At 65.1% G+C, this 15,909-nt stretch carries 15 protein-coding genes; 2 read left to right on the forward strand and 13 right to left on the reverse strand.

Annotated features, from left to right (window positions below; genetic code table 11):
• Positions 1–50 precede the first annotated feature (50 nt).
• Positions 51–371, forward strand: a complete 321-nt coding sequence (gene trxA / locus IC232_RS11960) for a thioredoxin (protein ID WP_036354183.1) — start codon at positions 51–53, stop codon at positions 369–371.
• Positions 372–636: 265 nt separating this feature from the next.
• Here trxA and IC232_RS11965 read toward each other — a convergent pair whose 3' ends face one another.
• The 12 genes from IC232_RS11965 to IC232_RS12020 all read right to left on the reverse strand — a co-directional run bounded on the left by IC232_RS11965 (position 637) and on the right by IC232_RS12020 (position 12,126).
• A complete protein-coding gene (locus tag IC232_RS11965; RefSeq protein WP_190845192.1) occupies positions 637–1,962 on the reverse strand; it encodes a bifunctional folylpolyglutamate synthase/dihydrofolate synthase in 1,326 nt (441 codons plus the stop codon).
• A gap of 14 nt (positions 1,963–1,976) precedes the next feature.
• Positions 1,977–2,891 (reverse strand): acetyl-CoA carboxylase, carboxyltransferase subunit beta, encoded by a 915-nt coding sequence (gene accD, locus IC232_RS11970; protein ID WP_190845195.1) that lies wholly within the window; start codon positions 2,889–2,891, stop codon positions 1,977–1,979.
• Positions 2,892–3,075: 184 nt separating this feature from the next.
• Complete coding sequence (gene trpA / locus IC232_RS11975; protein WP_190845197.1) at positions 3,076–3,915, reverse strand: tryptophan synthase subunit alpha; 840 nt, start codon at positions 3,913–3,915, stop codon at positions 3,076–3,078.
• A gap of 149 nt (positions 3,916–4,064) precedes the next feature.
• A complete protein-coding gene (trpB, locus tag IC232_RS11980; protein ID WP_190845200.1) occupies positions 4,065–5,285 on the reverse strand; it encodes a tryptophan synthase subunit beta in 1,221 nt (406 codons plus the stop codon).
• Positions 5,286–5,342: 57 nt separating this feature from the next.
• Positions 5,343–6,002, reverse strand: coding sequence for a phosphoribosylanthranilate isomerase (locus IC232_RS11985; protein ID WP_190845202.1), 660 nt, complete (start codon positions 6,000–6,002; stop codon positions 5,343–5,345).
• An 11-nt stretch (positions 6,003–6,013) separates the two neighbouring features.
• Positions 6,014–6,961, reverse strand: coding sequence for an ornithine cyclodeaminase family protein (locus IC232_RS11990; protein ID WP_190845204.1), 948 nt, complete (start codon positions 6,959–6,961; stop codon positions 6,014–6,016).
• Between the two features lie 9 nt (positions 6,962–6,970).
• Positions 6,971–7,321: a LapA family protein gene (locus IC232_RS11995; RefSeq protein ID WP_190845205.1), complete on the reverse strand. Its 351-nt coding sequence runs from the start codon at positions 7,319–7,321 to the stop codon at positions 6,971–6,973.
• A 29-nt stretch (positions 7,322–7,350) separates the two neighbouring features.
• Positions 7,351–7,665: an integration host factor subunit beta gene (gene ihfB, locus IC232_RS12000; RefSeq protein ID WP_036354203.1), complete on the reverse strand. Its 315-nt coding sequence runs from the start codon at positions 7,663–7,665 to the stop codon at positions 7,351–7,353.
• Positions 7,666–7,691: 26 nt separating this feature from the next.
• The gene (gene sppA / locus IC232_RS12005; RefSeq protein WP_190845206.1) at positions 7,692–8,657 is read right to left on the reverse strand and encodes a signal peptide peptidase SppA; all 966 of its coding nucleotides are present in this window, start codon (positions 8,655–8,657) and stop codon (positions 7,692–7,694) included.
• A 267-nt stretch (positions 8,658–8,924) separates the two neighbouring features.
• Entirely contained in the window at positions 8,925–10,622 is a 1,698-nt protein-coding gene (gene rpsA, locus IC232_RS12010) for a 30S ribosomal protein S1 (protein WP_190845207.1), read from the reverse strand.
• A 295-nt stretch (positions 10,623–10,917) separates the two neighbouring features.
• Positions 10,918–11,418, reverse strand: coding sequence for a hypothetical protein (locus tag IC232_RS12015; protein WP_190845208.1), 501 nt, complete (start codon positions 11,416–11,418; stop codon positions 10,918–10,920).
• A 78-nt stretch (positions 11,419–11,496) separates the two neighbouring features.
• The gene (locus tag IC232_RS12020) at positions 11,497–12,126 is read right to left on the reverse strand and encodes a 2-hydroxychromene-2-carboxylate isomerase (protein WP_190845209.1); all 630 of its coding nucleotides are present in this window, start codon (positions 12,124–12,126) and stop codon (positions 11,497–11,499) included.
• Between the two features lie 217 nt (positions 12,127–12,343).
• On the opposite strand from IC232_RS12020, the gene IC232_RS12025 reads away from it, so the two are divergent.
• Positions 12,344–13,576 carry an argininosuccinate synthase gene (locus IC232_RS12025; RefSeq protein WP_190845210.1) on the forward strand — a complete coding sequence of 411 codons (1,233 nt, stop codon included), beginning with the start codon at positions 12,344–12,346 and terminating at the stop codon, positions 13,574–13,576.
• Between the two features lie 93 nt (positions 13,577–13,669).
• Here the strand turns inward: IC232_RS12025 and IC232_RS12030 are convergent, their stop codons facing one another.
• On the reverse strand, positions 13,670–15,559 hold the full coding sequence (locus tag IC232_RS12030) for a PAS domain-containing sensor histidine kinase (protein WP_190845211.1): 1,890 nt from the start codon (positions 15,557–15,559) through the stop codon (positions 13,670–13,672).
• Positions 15,560–15,909 lie beyond the last annotated feature (350 nt).

Below are 15,909 nucleotides of genomic sequence, written 5' to 3' on the forward strand. Positions count from 1 at the left end.
GCCGAGCGGCTCGAGCGTTGAGTCGCGCTTCAATTGTCAAAGGTGATGTGATGGCAACCGTAAAGGTGACCGACGCAAACTTCGCACAGGACGTCCTGCAGTCCTCCGAGCCCGTCGTGGTCGATTTCTGGGCGGAATGGTGCGGTCCCTGCCGCATGATCGGCCCGGCTCTGGAAGAGATTTCCGACGAGATGGCCGGCAAGGTGAAGATCGCCAAGCTCAACGTGGACGAGAACCCGCAGATCTCCTCCCAGCTCGGTATCCGCTCGATCCCGGCGCTGATGATGTTCAAGGACGGCAAGGTCGTGGCCCAAAAGGTCGGCGCCGCCCCCAAGGGCGAGCTCTCCCGCTGGATCCAGGCTTCGGCTTAATTCAGTCAGAGACAACCTGAACAATGACAAAGGGGCCGAAAGGCCCCTTTTCTTTCGAGCATCGTCATCCCGGGGCCGCGCAGCGGAGCCCGGGATCCATAATCACGACGTCTCAAGAGTTGGCGAGCAGCGTCACACATTGTCTTGCGCCGTCAGCGGTTATGGATTCCCGCCTTCGCGGGAATGACAACGTTGAGGTTCGAGCGCCACATCCTGCACCCGATCCCGGATCGGCTGCGCCGTCCGGGATGACGAGGTTCGAAGACTACTCCGGCAACGTCCCGTTCGCCGCCAGCACCTCGCCGGCCAAGTACAGCGAGCCGCAGATCAGCACGCGGGGCGGGCGGTCCCAGACGTAGTTGTGGAGCGAGGCGAGGGCTGATTCGACGCTGGATGCGATCGAGGTGGTGAGCCCGACGCTTGCCGCGATGGATGCGACCTCCTCGGCCGGGCGCGCGGCGATCTGGCCTGAAATCGGCACCGCGATCACCTCCCGGGCGAGCCCCGAAAAGTTCTTGAAGAAGGCCCCGGAATCCTTGGTGCCGAGCATGCCGGCGATCAGCACGAGGGGCGCGTCCGAGCGTTCGCTCTGGTCGGCCATGGCGGCGGCGAGCACCCGGCCGCCATCGGGGTTGTGGCCGCCGTCGAGCCAGATCTCGCAGCCGGACGGCGCGATCTCCGGCAGGCGGCCACGGTTGAGGCGCTGCAGGCGGCCCGGCCATTCCGCCCGGGTGAGGCCCGCCTCGAAGGCTGACGTCTCGAAGCCCTCGAAACCGGCGCTGCGCAGCGCAGCAATGGCCGTGCCGGCATTGATGAACTGGTGGCGGCCGATGAGTTTTGGGCGCGGCAGGTCCAAAAGGCCCTTCTCGTCCTGATAGACGAGGCGCCCGCCCTCCTCATGCACCGAGAAATCCTGCTGGCCGACGAGGAGCGGCGCGGCGCCGATGCGCTCCGCCGCGTCGCGCAGGGTCTGGTCGGCCTCCGGATAATCCTGTGGGGCGATGACCGCCGGGCAGCCGCGCTTGAAGATGCCGGCCTTCTCGCCGGCAATGGCCGTCAGCGTCGTGCCGAGATATTCCGCATGGTCGTGTCCGATGGACGTGACCACGGCGGCAGCAGGCCGGTCGATCACGTTGGTGGCGTCAAACCGGCCGCCTAAGCCCACTTCGAGCAGGAGCACGTCGGCGGGCTCCTCGGAGAAGACCAGCAGGGCCGCGGCGGTCGTGATCTCGAACACGGTGATGGGAGCGCCGGCATTGACCGCCTCGCAGCGTCGGAAGGCCTCGACGAGCCGGTCCTCGGTCACGTACTGCCCGCCTCCGAACTTGCCGAGGCGGATGCGCTCGTGGAAGCGCACCAGATGGGGCGAGGTATAGACGTGGACGGCAAGCCCGGCGTTCTCCAGGATTGCCCGCATGAACGCGATGGTGGAGCCCTTGCCGTTGGTGCCGGCCACATGGATCACCGGCGGCAGGCGCCGCTCCGGATGGCCGAGCTGCGCCAGCAGCCGCTGAATGCGGTCGAGCGAGAGGTCGATGGTCTTCGGGTGCAGGGCAAGGAAGCGCGCGATCAGCGCATCGGAGGAATTCATTGCCCTGGTCTCGCTTATTCGGCAGCCGCAGCCGTGATCTCGGGCAGGGCAGGAACGGGAGCCGCAGCAACGCTCGCAGCCGGCGCCTTGGTGAAGAGACGCGACAGGCGGGCCACGGTCGCCTTCAGGTCGTGGCGGTGCACGACCGCGTCAACCATGCCGTGCTCCTTCAGGTACTCGGCGCGCTGGAAGCCATCGGGCAGCTTCTCGCGGATGGTCTGCTCGATCACGCGCGGGCCGGCAAAGCCGATGAGCGCGCCGGGCTCGGCGAGATGCACGTCGCCGAGCATCGCGTAGGACGCCGTCACGCCGCCCGTGGTCGGGTTCGTGAGCACGACGATGTAGGGCAGCTTCGCATCGCGCAGGCGGCGGATCGCCACCGTGGTGCGGGGCATCTGCATGAGCGAGAGAATCCCCTCCTGCATGCGTGCGCCGCCCGATCCCGCGAAGAGCACGTAAGAGGTCTTCTTCTCGAGGGCCGTCTCGGCGCCCTTGATGAAGGCCTCGCCGGCCGCCATGCCGAGCGAGCCGCCCATGAAGCCGAAATCCTGCACCGCGATGGTCATCGGCAGGTCCTCGACCCGGCCGAAGCCGATCTTGAAGGTGTCCTGCTGGCCCGTCTTGGTACGGTTCTCCTTGAGGCGGTCGATGTACTTCTTCTCATCGCGGAACTTGAGCGGATCGACGGCCACTTCCGGCAGGGCCACGTCGAGCCAGGTGCCGTTGTCGAACATGAGAGCCAAGCGCTGGGTGGCAGAAATCCGCATGTGGTGGTTGGAGCCGGGGATCACCCACTGGTTCGCCTCCACGTCCTTGTGGAACACCACCTGGCCCGTCTCCGGGCACTTGATCCAGAGATTGTCCGGCGTCTCGCGCTTGTTGAAGAGCGTCTTGATCTTCGGACGGACGACTTCGGAAATCCAGTTCATCGCTTTACCTTCCTGTCAGCACCCCGGAAGCCCTCATCCTGAGGAGGTCACGTCAGTGACCGTCTCGAAGGATCATCCAGTGCTCTCTGGACCCTCCTTCGAGATGCCGCAAAAGCGGCTCCTCAGGATGAGGCAGAGAGTGATGCACCAAGCCCCCCATGCATGAGGAGCCTTGCTCTATGTATTAGGCCGCCGCGCGTTTTGCCACTGAGCGCACACCCTCGCTCAGCTCTTTCACCAGTTTCGTCACCGCCTCGACGGATCCTGCCGTTGCGCGATCCTCGGCATCGAGGGTGCCTTTGAGGGCATCGATCAGGGCCGAGCCCACCACGACGCCGTCGGCGCCTTGCGCCACCGCGGCCGCGTGCGCCCCGCTCTTGACGCCGAAGCCCACCACCACCGGCAGGGGCGTGTGGCGCTTGATCCGCTCCACGGCCGTGGCGACCTTGCCGAAATCCGGCGTCGCGGCACCCGTGATGCCGGTGATCGACACGTAATAGACGAAGCCCGCCGTGTTCGTGAGCACCGCCGGCAGGCGCTTGTCGTCGGTGGTCGGGGTGGCCAAGCGGATGAAGGCGAGACCGGCCTTGAGGGCCGGCAGGCACAGCTCGTCATCTTCCTCCGGCGGCAGGTCGACGACGATGAGGCCATCGACGCCCGCCTCTTTTGCATCCACCAGGAAGCGGTCGACGCCGTAGACATAGATCGGGTTGAAATAGCCCATGAGGATCACGGGCGTGTCCCGGTCCTCGGCCCTGAAGCGGCGGATCAGGTCGAGGGTCTTGACCGTATCCTGCCCCACTTTCAGCGCCCGCAGGCCCGCCGCCTGGATCGCCGGCCCGTCGGCCATCGGATCGGTGAACGGCAGCCCGAACTCGACGATGTCGGCCCCGGCCTTCGGCAGGCTCTTGAGGATTTCGAGCGAGGTCTCGGGATCCGGGTCCCCGGCCATCACATAGGTGACGAGAGCGGCGCGGCCTTCAGCGCGGCACTTCTGGAAACGGGCTTCGATGCGTTGGGTCATGGGCTGCGTCTTTAGCATGGGACATTCAGAATGAACACGCGTGTCATTCCCGGCTGGAGCGTAGCGGAGGGGAAGGGAATCCACCCCCACGCGCAACGCCATGGATCCCCTTCCCGGCCTTCGGCCGCCGGGGATGACACAGGGTGTTTTCAGACGATCTTTTCCTGCAAATGCTCGGCGATCTGGAACAGGTCCTTGTCGCCGCGGCCTGAGATGTTGATCACCATCAGGTGGTCCTTGGGCTTCTGCGGCGCGAGCTCGACGACCTTGGCCAGTGCGTGAGCAGGCTCGAGCGCCGGCAGGATGCCTTCGAGACGCGAGCAGAGCTGGAAGGCGTCGAGCGCCTCGTCATCGGTGGCGGAGATGTACTGCACCCGGCCCATCTCGTGCAGCCAGGCATGTTCCGGGCCGATGCCGGGATAGTCGAGGCCGGCCGAGATGGAGTGGGCGTCGGCGATCTGGCCGTCCTGGTTCATGAGCAGGTAGGTGCGGTTGCCGTGGAGCACGCCGGGGCGACCGCCGGAGAGCGAGGCCGCGTGGAGGTTCGACAGGCCGTGACCGGCTGCCTCCACGCCGTAGATCTCCACGTCCTTGTCGTCGAGGAACGGGTGGAACAGCCCGATGGCGTTGGAGCCGCCGCCGATGCAGGCGACGAGCGAGTCCGGCAGGCGGCCTTCCGCCTGCATCATCTGCTCGCGGGTCTCCTGGCCGATCACGCACTGGAAGTCGCGCACCATGGCCGGGTAAGGATGCGGACCCGCCACCGTGCCGATGCAGTAGAAGGTGTCGGCTACGTTGGTGACCCAGTCGCGCAGGGCCTCGTTCATGGCGTCCTTGAGCGTGCGGGTGCCGGACTGCACGGGCACCACCTTGGCGCCGAGCATGTTCATGCGGAACACGTTGGGCTTCTGCCGCTCCACGTCGACCGCGCCCATGTAGACGATGCATTCCAGGCCGAAGCGCGCGCACAGCGTGGCGGTGGCCACACCATGCTGGCCGGCGCCGGTTTCGGCGATGATGCGCTTCTTGCCCATGCGGCGGGCGAGAAGGATCTGACCCAGCACGTTGTTCACCTTGTGGGCGCCGGTGTGGTTGAGCTCTTCGCGCTTGAAGTAGATTTTTGCCCCGCCAAGATGCTCGGTCATGCGCTCGGCGAAATAGAGCGGGCTCGGGCGGCCGATGTAATGGGTCGAGTAACTCGCCATGTCGGCATGGAAGGACGGGTCGTTCCGCGCCTCCTCATAGGCCCTTTCCAGCTCGAGGATGTTCGGCATCAGGGTTTCGGCGACGAAACGTCCGCCGAACTGGCCGAAATGCCCGCGCTCGTCGGGGCCGGTGCGGTAGGAATTGGGTTGAGCTTGAGCTGACACGGCCTGTCCTGCCTTGAAGGTCTTAGAAGCACGCCCGAACAGACGTGCCGTCCTGGTCTAGTGACGGGCAGCAGCGAATGCTGTCCGGGCGGCCCTGATGAAGGCCTCGATCCTGGCCGGATCCTTGAGACCCGGTCCGGTTTCCACCCCCGATGACACATCGACGGCCCTGGGCTTCGTGAGCCGGATCGCCTCCGCCACGTTGTCGGGGGTGAGGCCTCCTGACAGCATGAAGGAAACCTTGGGGTCAAGACCGTTCAGCAGCCCCCAGTCGAAGGAGACGCCGTTGCCGCCGGGCAGAGCCTCGGCGGTGCGGGGCGGCTTGGCATCGAGCAGGATGTGATCGGCGCCGGCATAAGGGCTCAGAGCCTGGAGATCGGACGGCGCCGCGACGCCGAGGGCCTTCATGACCGGCCGTCTCACCATGGAGCGGATCTCGGCCACGCGCTGAGGTGTCTCGCTCCCATGCAGCTGGATCAGGTCGGGATTGATGGCCTCCACCGCCTGGGCAATGTCCTCATCGCCCGGGTTGACCAGAAGGACGACGCGCTGCGCCCTGCCCTTGGCCTGCAAGGCCAGACGGTGGCCGAGGTTGAGGCTGACGTGGCGGGGGCTCTTCGGGTACCGCACGAAGCCGACCATGTCCGCGCCTGCGCTCAGGGCGGCATCGAGGGTTTCGGGCGTGGAGAGCCCGCAGATTTTCACCAGGTTATCCATGAGGAGTGCTTTTACACCGATTTCGCCAGCGAGCGCCACACCACCATCGCCGCAGCCAGATCCTCCAGCGCAGTGCCCACGGATTTGAACGCGGTGATAGCCTGCGGATCGCGGCGTGGCGCGCTGCGGCAAAGATCGGTCAGGGTGCCGCGCACATGGCTCTCGGAGATCGCGCCGCTCTGGAGCGATACGGCCACGTCGCCGCCCTCGGACTTGGCCGCCGGGGTGTCGATGTAGACCTGAGCCCGGCGCAGGGCCTCGTCGTCGGCCTCGCGCATCTTGAGATTGAAGGCGCCCACGAGGTCGAGATGCGCCCCCTCCTTGAGCCAAGCGCCCTTGACGACGGGCGCGGTGGAGAGCGTCGCGCAGGAGACGAGATCGGCCCCGCGCACGGCCGCCTCCAGATCGGCCACGGCAGTCACGGGCAGGCCCTCAGTCCTGAGTTCCGCCGCGAGGCTTTCGGCCTTCTCGGGCCGGTGGTTCCAGAGCGCCACCTCGCGGATCGGCCGCTGGCTCATATGGGCCCGGATCAGGAAAGGCGCGAGCGCCCCGGCCCCGACCATCACCATGCGGCTTGCATCCTCGCGGGCGAGGTAGCGGGCTGCCAGCGCCGATGCCGCTGCGGTGCGCCAGACGGTGAGGCGCGCCCCGTCGAGAACGGAAACCGGCTCACCCGTGCTGCCGTCCATCAGCAGATACGAGCCCATCACGCTGGGCAGGCTCCTGGCGCCGTTCTCGGGAAAGACCGTGACAATCTTCACGCCGAGGAAGCCGTCCTGCATGGCAGGCCCGGTCCAGGACGGCATGAGCAGGAGCGTGCCATGCGCGCCCGGACGCTCGATCTCGTGGTGATGCCGGACCGGGGTGACCATGTTGCCGCGAAACGCCTCGGCCAGGGCCTCGATCAGGGCCGGAAATGTGAGAACCTGATCGATCTCGGCAGAGGTGACGACGCGCATGGGATTGTCTTAGATGCTTCGGGCCTGGGAAGGAATCGTGGCCGGCAGGTTCGTGTTCGAGGGCGTCTGCGCCTTCAGGCGCTCGGTCTCGTAGCGCAGCTGCCGGGTCTCGCGCCTGAGCTTCCGGCGAGTCTTGCGGTTCTTGCCTTGAGCGAGCCAGCTCGCCGTGCCGCCGATCACCACGCCCAGCATCACGGCCGCGAAGATGACGGCAAACAGGGGCAGCTGGAACGCGAATTCCGGCGCTTCCTTCGAGAATGGGTCGAGGGACAGGGTCACCGGGGCCCGGTTCGCCACGGCGAGCAGGACGATCAGGATGGCGACCGGCAGGAGAATGAGCGCCTTCAGAAAGCGAATCACGAACACCTCTCGAGAATTGTTGGCGAGAATTACTGGGCCGCCGCCGCCTTCATCACCTTCGGAGCCGGAGCATTGAGACGCTGACGCATTTCCTTGCCCGTCTTGAAGACCGGGACGACCTTCTCAGAAATGGAAACGGATTCGCCCGTGCGCGGGTTGCGGCCCGTGCGGGCATCCCGCTTCTTGACCGAAAACGCCCCGAAGCCGCGCAGCTCCACCCGGTCGCCCCGGGACAGCGCATCCGCGATGGTGTCGAGGATCGCGTTCACGATCTTCTCCACGTCGCGCTGGTAGAGATGCGGGTTCTGCTCAGCGATCTTGAGCACGAGTTCGGATTTTATCATGGATGAGCTATATCTTTGACGTTGCTTTATTTTTCCAAAGGTTGCCAGACAGCCAGGAGGCCGTCAAGCCGCGCGATCTCGGCTTGAGCCGATGTGCGGCGCATGGCTTCGGCCACCTGCTCGAAGCCGAAGAGATCGGCCATCGTAGCGCTCGCGGCGAAAATCGAGAGATCCCGATCCGATCTCGGCTCCCAATCGCGAATCGGCAGGTCCTTGGCCACGCCCTTCTCCTGTTCGAGCCAGGCGACCGCGTCACGCTCGCTGCCGATCCTGTCGATGAGCTTGAGGGGCACGGCCTGGCGGCCGCTGAACACCTGACCGGTGGACGCGGTGGAGAGTTCGCCCTCGTTCAGGCGGCGGCGCTCGCGCACCAGATTCTTGAACCAGTCATAGGTGTCGTTGACCACCGCCTGCATGGCGGCCCGCGCCTCCGGCGAGGTGGGCGTAAACGGGTTCGGCTCGGCCTTCAGGGGCGCGGACTTCACCGCCTCCATCTTCACGCCGATCTGGCCCATCAGGCCCGTGAGGTCGGGATATTGGAAAAGCACGCCGATGGAGCCCACGATCGAGGTCTCGCGGGCCACGATGTAGTCGGTGGCCAGGGCCGTGATGTAGCCGCCGGAGGCTGCGGTGCCGTCCACGAAGGTGACGACAGGCTTCTTCTCGGCGAGGCGGCGGATGTTACGGAAGAGCTCTTCCGAGCCCGTGGTGGTGCCGCCGGGGCTGTTGATGGAGATCACCACGCCGGAGACCGCACTCGAATCGCCCACCCGGCGCATCAGGTCGGCGAGGCGCTGGTTGCCGGTGATCACACCGTCGACGGAGATGCGGGCGATCTGGTTCTGGATCGTGCCATAGCCCGCCCGGTCGGCGGCGGCATAGCCGATGGCCGCGACGGCAGCGATCAGCCCGGAGAATCCCGCCACCCGCCAGAAGGAGAGCTTGCGGCGCAGGCGGCGGCGGTCGGCAATGGCTTCGGCATCGATGGACATCGTTTGGTCTCTCGAAATCGTATGCGCTGGGTTCGCACCGGGTGCGGGGGGAGCACCCTATTGCGAAGCCAGATAGGGCGGCAAGACAGGGGGCCAACAAAAAACCGCATGAAGCTTTGCGGGCTCAGATGCGCCCGGCTCGTCAAGAACATGGCGCAATCTTCCCTCCCCCTTGCGGGGAGGGGAACTGCCTTTCGGACAACTCCAAACAAAAATCCCCGGGCTTTCGGCCCGGGGATCCATTAAACCCTGACGTGCAGAGTTGGATTACTTCTTGCCGGCCTTGTTCAGGGCGGCGCCGAGGATGTCGCCGAGCGACGCACCCGAATCGGCCGAGCCGTACTGAGCCATGGCTTCCTTCTCCTCAGCGACCTCGAGGGCCTTGATGGAGACGGTCACGCGGCGGGCCTTGCGGTCGAACTGCGTGACGCGGGCATCGAGCTTCTCGCCGGCGGCGAAGCGCTCGGGGCGCTGGTCGGCGCGGTCACGAGCGAGCTCGTTGCGCTTGATGAAGGTGGAGAGGTCGGTGTCGACGATCTTCACTTCCAGGCCGCCGTCCTTCACCTCGAGAACCTCGCAGGTGACGATCTGGCCCTTCTTCAGCTCGCCGGCTTCGGCGAAGGGATCGCCGGCCAGCTGCTTGATGCCGAGCGAGATGCGCTCCTTCTCGACGTCCACGTCGAGAACCTGAGCGCGCACGACGTCGCCCTTCTTGAAGTCGTCGATGACCTGCTCGCCCGGACGGTTCCAGTCGAGGTCCGAGAGGTGGACCATGCCGTCGACGTCGTTCTCGAGGCCGATGAACAGACCGAACTCGGTCTTGTTCTTCACCTCGCCCTCGACCTCGGTGCCGACAGGGTGCTTCTCGGCGAAGGCCTCCCACGGGTTCTGGAGCGTCTGCTTCAGGCCCAGCGAGATGCGGCGCTTCACCTGATCGACCTCAAGGATCACGACCTCAACCTCCTGCGAGGTGGAGATGATCTTGCCCGGGTGGACGTTCTTCTTCGTCCAGGACATCTCGGAGACGTGGATCAGGCCTTCGATGCCGGGCTCGAGCTCGACGAACGCACCGTAATCGGTGATGTTCGTGACGCGGCCCTTCAGCTTTGCCTGAACCGGGTAGCGGGCGGCGATGCCCTCCCACGGATCGGCCAGCAGCTGCTTGATGCCCAGCGAGATGCGGTGCGTCTCGTGGTTGATCTTGATGATCTTCACCTTCACCGTCTGGCCGATGGTTACGACCTCGGACGGATGGTTGACGCGGCGCCATGCCATGTCGGTGACGTGCAGCAGGCCGTCGATGCCGCCGAGGTCAACGAACGCACCGTACTCGGTGATGTTCTTGACCACGCCGTCGATGACCTGACCCTCTTCGAGGTTCGCCACGAGCTCGGAACGCTGCTCGGCGCGGCTCTCTTCGAGGACCGTGCGGCGCGACACGACGATGTTGCCGCGGCGGCGATCCATCTTGAGGATCTGGAACGGCTGAGCCACGCCCATGAGCGGGGTGACGTCGCGCACCGGGCGGATGTCGACCTGGGAGCGCGGCAGGAACGCCACGGCGCCGTCGAGGTCGACGGTGTAGCCGCCCTTCACCTGGTTGAAGATGGTGCCGTTGACGCGCTCCTGGGCCTCGAAGGCCTTCTCGAGCTTCACCCACGACTCTTCGCGGCGGGCCTTGTCACGGGAGATGACGGCCTCGCCCAGGGCATTCTCGATGCGCTCGACATAGACCTCGACCTCGTCGCCGACGACCACGGTCTGGTCGCGGTTCGGGCCGGCAAATTCTTTCAGGGCGACGCGACCTTCGGTCTTGGCGCCGATATCGATGACCGCGACGTCTTTCTCGATCGCGACCACCTTGCCCTTCACGACCGAGCCTTCGCTGATCTCGTTCGTGCGGAAGGATTCTTCGAGCAGGGCCGCGAAATCTTCACGGCTCGGCTGTTGCAAAGCTGCAGACATAGGTTCTCCTGAATGGCCCTCGTTCAAGGGGCAACGCCGGCGGCTCGTGTTAACGGGCCGTTTCCAGCCGCCGCTGCCTGAGACGCCCCTTCAGGGCCATGTCCCGGGCATGCTGCTCATCCGAGCAGGCCGGCGTATCATCAGCGGATGGAAACGCTTGGTCCGACAGGGTTTCTCGGAACGCCGCGAGGGCGCGGAACACGCACCCTGACAATCGAAACCGTCACTGTCCTGTCGGATTGGGGGTTGTCTTAACCCAATTGGCCCCGGATCACAAGGGTTTCAACCCTTTGGCTCAGGGAACATCAAGCTCATCGGGAAAAGCCGGCAGAGCATCGTTATCGATACGTCGCCACCAGTCATTATCGACGTGAGCAAAATTCGAACAGGTTACGGCAAGGAGCTCTTTCTCTCCTCTCTTCACGACAAGCCCATCCTCTTCATGCCCGGAGCCTATAAATCGATAGACCGTGTAACGAATGCCGTTCCTGATGAAACGTACGTAACTGTATCCCCCGCCACCCTGCAAAGCCAGGCCGCCGGTAAATGCCTCATGCGGAGCGACAGGCCTCTCAGGATAGCTCAGCTCAACCCACCCGATCCGCCCGAATCTGTATTGAAGGGTGCCAAATGAGAAGGAGCGGTCCGCGGAGGCACACAAAGAGACGGTCTTCCCGCCTACCGTGCAGGTGAACACAGTCGCTTCGCCAGAGCTACAATGGGATTTCGATGGTCCCGCAACCACCGAACTGGAGACCAGCACGGCTCCCAACGTTGCAATCCCCAGGCCGCGCATGAGCTTATCCTTCGCTCTTCGTAGCACAGGATTTTAAACCTCAATGAGGAAGAAGCAAAGCACTCCCGACGCCGACGTTCAGGCAGGCGCCTGCCCGCGCCGCGCCTGGGTCACGGCCCAATCCAGGGCCTGTACGAGCCGGTCGTTGCCCCAGAACATCTCCCCGTCCTCGGCAAAGAAAGTGGGCGCGCCGAAGAGGCCCCGCGACTGCACCTCCTCGCCCATCCGGCGGAGGCGCATCTTGTTGGCCTCGCCCCCCGCCTCGACGATGACGGCCCCGGCGTCCAGGCCCAAGGCGGTCAGGATGTCCTTGACCACCTGCGGGTCGGCGATGTCGCGGCATTCCGCGAACTGGGCCGTATAGACAGCCCGGGTGAAGGCCGGGGTCCAGCCCCGGTCGGAGCCGAGAAGCGCGACCCGGGCGGCCAGGAGCCCGTTCTGCGGGAAGGTTTCGGGCCGGTAGAAGGGCAGCCCGAGCCGCGCCGCCTCCCGCTCCATGTCGCGCCACATGTAGCGCCCCTTGGCCGGGTACAGGCTGAAAGGCGAGTTGTCCCACCCCTGCGCCTTGAAGATCGGCCCGAGCAGGAACGGCCGCCACACGAGCTCCACCCCGGCCGCTTCCGCCGCCGCCTCGATGCGCATGGCCGCGAGATAGGAATAGGTCGAGGCGAACTCGTACCAGAATTCGAGAACCGGCTGACGATGCATGGGCGTCCTTCGCAACCAAAAACCCGGAGGAACCAGGCCAACTCCCGAAGCCGGCCTTCCGCTCCACAAGAGACCTAGTTCATTCCGATAGGTTACGGCAGCCTCAGGCTTTCCGGGCAGGAATGCGGCGCAAGCATAGCGGTGCGAGAATTGCCCGTTGCGCTCAAAAGCCTTCCCCGCTAAGCCGCTGGCAGTCTTTCTCTCTGGAACCTTTGCCATGGCCGACAAGCGCGTGAACAAGGTCGTGCTCGCCTATTCGGGCGGCCTCGACACCTCCATCATCCTCAAGTGGCTGCAGACCACCTATGGTTGCGAGGTGGTGACGTTTACCGCCGATCTCGGCCAGGGCGAGGAGCTGGAGCCCGCCCGCAAGAAGGCCGAGCTTCTCGGCATCAAGCCCGAAAACATCTTCATCGAGGACCTGCGCGACGAGTTCGTGCGCGATTACGTGTTCCCCATGTTCCGAGCCAATGCCCAGTATGAGGGGCTTTACTTGCTCGGCACCTCCATCGCCCGTCCGCTCATCGCCAAGAAGCAGATCGAGATCGCCGAGAAGGTGGGGGCCGATGCGGTCTCCCACGGGGCCACTGGCAAGGGCAACGACCAGGTGCGCTTCGAGCTCGGCTATTATGCCCTCAAGCCCGACGTCACCGTGATCGCCCCCTGGCGCGAATGGGACCTTCGCTCCCGCGAGCAGCTCATCGCGTTCGCCGAACAGCACCAGATTCCGATCGCCAAGGACAAGCGCGGCGAGGCGCCCTTCTCCGTCGACGCCAACCTCCTGCACGCCTCCTCCGAGGGCAAGGTGCTGGAAGACCCGGCCATGGAAGTGCCGGATTACGTCTATTCGCGCACCGACGGGCCTGAATCCGCGCCCGACAAGGCAACCGTCATCAAGATCGAGTTCCTCAAAGGTGATCCGGTCGCGATCGACGGCCAAAAGATGGGTCCGGCCGACCTGCTGGCGAAGCTCAACGAGCTCGGCCGGATCAACGGCATCGGCCGCCTCGACCTCGTCGAGAACCGCTTCGTGGGCATGAAGAGCCGCGGCATGTACGAGACCCCCGGCGGCACGATCCTGCATCTGGCGCACCGCGGCATCGAGTCGATCACGCTCGACCGGGGTGCTGCGCACCTGAAGGACGAGCTCATGCCGAAATATGCCGAGCTCATCTATAACGGCTTCTGGTTCGCGCCGGAGCGCGAGATGCTGCAGGCCATGATCGACAAGAGCCAGGAATTCGTCACCGGCGAAGTGACGCTCAAGCTCTACAAGGGCGGCGTCCACCTCATCGGCCGCCAGAGCCCCTACACCCTCTACGACCAGGACCTCGTCACCTTCGAGGAAGGCGCCGTGGCCTACGACCACCGCGACGCCGCAGGCTTCATCAAGCTCAACGCATTGCGGTTGCGCACGCTGGCCCAGCGCAAGAAGAAGCTGGGTCTGTAAGAGAGCGCCGCGAACGCATCATGGCCGGGCTCGTCCCGGCCATTTTCATGTGCGTTGCATGCTTTCCCCACCGGCTGGTCGGGAGCGTTCCGCTTAGCCGTACGGATGTTGCTCCAGCGTGTTGGTCTCATCCCTCAGCGGCACGTTCATCACGCACACCACTCCGGCGGGCTCGTAGATCAGCTGAACCTCTCCGCCCACATCGGTGGCCAAGCTCCGCTCGATCAGCCGGGTGCCGAAACCTCTTCGCGTCGGCACTGAAACCGGCGGGCCGTCCCGCTCCTGCCAGCACAGCTCCAGATGCGGAGCGCTGTCCGACGTGACCGTCCAGGTGATGAACACGCATCCGGTCGAAACGGAGAGCGCGCCGTATTTCGCCGCGTTCGTCGCCAGTTCGTGGATCGCCATGGCGATGGCCAGCGCCGTTCGCGGGATCAGGCGAAGATGCGGGCCCTCGATCTCGAAATGCTTCGTCTTCTGCCGCAGATAGGGCTCGACCACCTCGTTGATGATCTCGCGCAGCTCCGCGCCCTCCCAGTTCTCGCGGGTGAGCACGTCATGGGCACGGGCCAGGGCGAAGAGGCGATCCTCGAAGGCCTGGACCTTGGGACGGTTCTCCTCGCTCATCTGCTTCAGGCTCTGCGACGCCATGGATTGCACGATGGTGAGCGTGTTCTTCACCCGGTGGTTCAGCTCGTTGATGAGAAGCTCGCGGTGCTCCTCCACCTGCTTGCGGTCGGTGATGTCGAGCACCGAGCCCACATAGCCGAGGAAGGTGCCGTCTTCGCCAAAGCGCGGCGCCGCGGCATCGATGGCCCAGCGGTAGGTGCCGTCGGCCCGGCGCAGCCGGTACTCCACGCGAAAAGGCCCCTTCTCGGCATTGGCCGTGCGAAATACATCCCCCGACCAGCCGCTGTCGTCCGGATGGACGGCGTCGAGCCAGCCGAACCCTAAGCCGGTTTCCGGCGTCTGGCCGGTGAACTCGTACCAGGAGCGGGACAGGTAGGTGCAGCTGCCGTCCGCCTCCGTCACCCACACCATCACCGGAGCATTGTCGGCGAGATTGCGGAAGCGCGCTTCGCTCTCGCGCAGGCTGTCTTCGGCCTGCACGCGCTCGGTGACGTCGTAGCCTTCGGCGAAGATGCCGCTGACCTGCCCCTCCCGGTCGGTGACGGGCTGGTACACGAGGTCGACGAAGCGCTCCTCGACGGGGCTGCCCGGCTGCCGCTGGAGTCCGACGCGAAGGTTGCGGCCGACGAAGGGCTTGCCGCTCGCGTAGACCTTGTCGAGCAGCTCAAGAAACCCCTGGCCCTCGATCTCGGGCAGGGCTTCGCGCACGGTCTTGCCGGTGATGTCGCGCCGGTGGCCCACGAGTTGAAGGTAGGCATCGTTCACGAGCTCGAACACGTGCTCGGGCCCGCGCAGCATCGCCATGAAGCCCGGAGCCTGCTTGAAGAGCTCGCGAAGACGGTCCTGCTCTTCCCTCAGGGCTGCGCGCAGCTTGACCTCCTGGGTGGTCTCCGTGCAGGCGCAGAACATGCCGGCAATCCCGCCCGTCTCATCGCGGACGGGCGAGTAGGAGAAGGTGTACCACGTGTCCTCAGGGTAGCCGTTGCGCTCCATCACGAGGTGCAGGTCTTCGTGGTAGGTGGATTCCCCGGCGAGCGCCTTGGTTACCAGCGGTCCGATGTCGGCCCAGATTTCCGACCAGACCTCGCGGAACGGCAGGCCAAGCGCATGCGGGTGCTTGGCACCGAAGATCGGCACATAGCCGTCGTTGTACAGAAACGCGAGTTTCGGTCCCCAGGCGACGAACATGGGGAATTTCGACGTGAGCATCAGGCTCACCACGGCCCGAAGGCTCTGCGGCCAGTGTTCCGGCGGGCCGAGGGGCGAGGACGACCAGTCATGAGCGCGCATGAGCGCACCCATCTCACCACCCCCGGTGAGGAAGTCCGGGCTGGGAACGAGCCTATCGTGCATCGAGCCGACGCCTCTCCAGAGGGGACTGGTGGGTGGGATGTCCGATGTCATGCCCGCTGCGACAGGGGCTGCCCTGCCTTGCGGCTGCCGCGAGACCGTCAAGCCCGAGCATGCGAGGAGCGTTCGATAATGTTCGTGCAGACATGCTGAGCTTTGGAATTGGCGGGGGCTTTCAGCCATTTAGGACTGAGCCGAATGACTTCAATCATTGTGTAGATCATATGGCTGCCGCAAGCGACGGCGTTCTGTCGCGGAGATAAGCACCGGGGGGTGAGCCCCACCGTCATCCCGGACGGCCGAGCCGATCCGGGATCGGTTGCAGGATAATGCGCCTGAACCTTCCCCCCTTT

The organism is Microvirga sp. (assembly GCF_014699075.1).
In the GTDB taxonomy this organism is placed as follows: domain Bacteria; phylum Pseudomonadota; class Alphaproteobacteria; order Rhizobiales; family Beijerinckiaceae; genus Microvirga.